Below are 1,412 nucleotides of genomic sequence, written 5' to 3' on the forward strand. Positions count from 1 at the left end.
GTCCCTCAGGGGAGGGATCCCTCCCGTCTGAAGGAGAATGGGGATGTCCGGCGCTCTGCTCTCGTAGCTCTTCTAAAGGCTCTGTCCCGCTGTCGCGAACGGCCATAACTTTCACCCAACCTCTAGCGGATAGAGTAGGCTGCTGAGGCGGCAGGCAACTGCAAGGATAGGGATCCCAGCGGGGCCAAGGTGGTGCCGGGGTAGTAGAAAGCGAGGATTTGTGCCGCGTTAAACCCCTGCCGAGCCAGGGTATAGGAGCCATACTGGCTCAGGCCCACCCCATGGCCAAAGCCGCCACCGATGAAGCGATAGCCTGCCAATCGCTCCCCTTGTTTCAGAGGCTCTATCCGAAACAGGGTGCTGTACAGGCGAGGAAAAGCCAAGCGTACCTGATCCTTGCGCAAAAGAATCGAGCGGATCCCTTCTGCCGTCTGCAAGTCCAATTGCATCACCTGCACCCGGCCACTGGCGGAGCGCTCCAGGATCTGCATCCCCGCGATGCTGCTCCAGGTGGGCATCGGGATCCCTAGGTAGTCTTGGCCGGCCCGCAACTGGGTGTTCAGCTCCTCCAAAGATAGGGAGAACTCCCAGCGGAATAGGCGGGATACTCCTGCTTCGTTGAAGCCCTCTCGCTGGGCCAAAAACGCCTGGAAGCTGCTCTCCTGCCGCAAATCCAAGGGCTTACCCGGCTGATGGCGCTCCTCGCCCTGCGGAGCACGATGGGCAATATCCGCTTGCCGGCGCAGGTAGGGGCGCGGATCCCCGTCCCAAACGTCTTCAAAGGCCGCCGAGACGCCACCGTTGGTGGAAGAATAAACGGCATCCACCAGCTCGCCGTTGTAGGTGAGCACCAGGCCGCTGGTCTGGCGAATGGCCTCGTCAGCCCGCGGGTGGGTTCCGGTCAATCCCTTGTAAACCTGGCAGTGGGTATTGGCACAGAGCTGATAATCGTCAACCTGAAAGCGGTGGAGGTTCTTGAGGGCGTAGGTGCGCGCCAAAATCGCCTGGGCAGCCATGGCGGCAAAAGGGGCCCCTGGCCCCACCTCGTGGGGAACTACCCCCCGCAAATAGGTTTCCAGGGGCACGGCGTTGACTACGGTGTAGCTGCCGTAGGCATTGGGCTGAAAGGTGATGGATCCGGCATAGTAGTGGTCGTTCACCCGTAGATAGCCGGCATCGGAGGTCACCCTGAGGCGGGTGCGGTGGTAGCGAAAGTGTTCATGAACCCAGCTCAGCTCCGCCCGTTCGCGTCGCTCCTGCACCTCGAGCCGCACATGGGGGATCCCTTCCTTCTGGGCATACTGCTGAATCTGGATCAGTTGTTGCGGGGTGTAGGCGCGGTTGGCCCACACCTGCCATTCTTGCGGCTGGGCGATCTCGGTGCTGATGCCCAGAGACTGCCAATGGTTGGC

General features: G+C 61.3%; 1 protein-coding gene. It reads right to left on the reverse strand.

What is annotated here, in order from left to right; translation table 11 throughout:
* Positions 1-122: 122 nt before the first annotated feature.
* Positions 123-1,412 (reverse strand): SpoIID/LytB domain-containing protein (locus tag NW829_RS12210; protein WP_414417196.1); only part of this gene is annotated, 1,290 nt, incomplete at its 5' end.

This window comes from Synechococcus sp. R55.8, assembly GCF_047461895.1.
Taxonomy (GTDB): domain Bacteria; phylum Cyanobacteriota; class Cyanobacteriia; order Thermostichales; family Thermostichaceae; genus Thermostichus.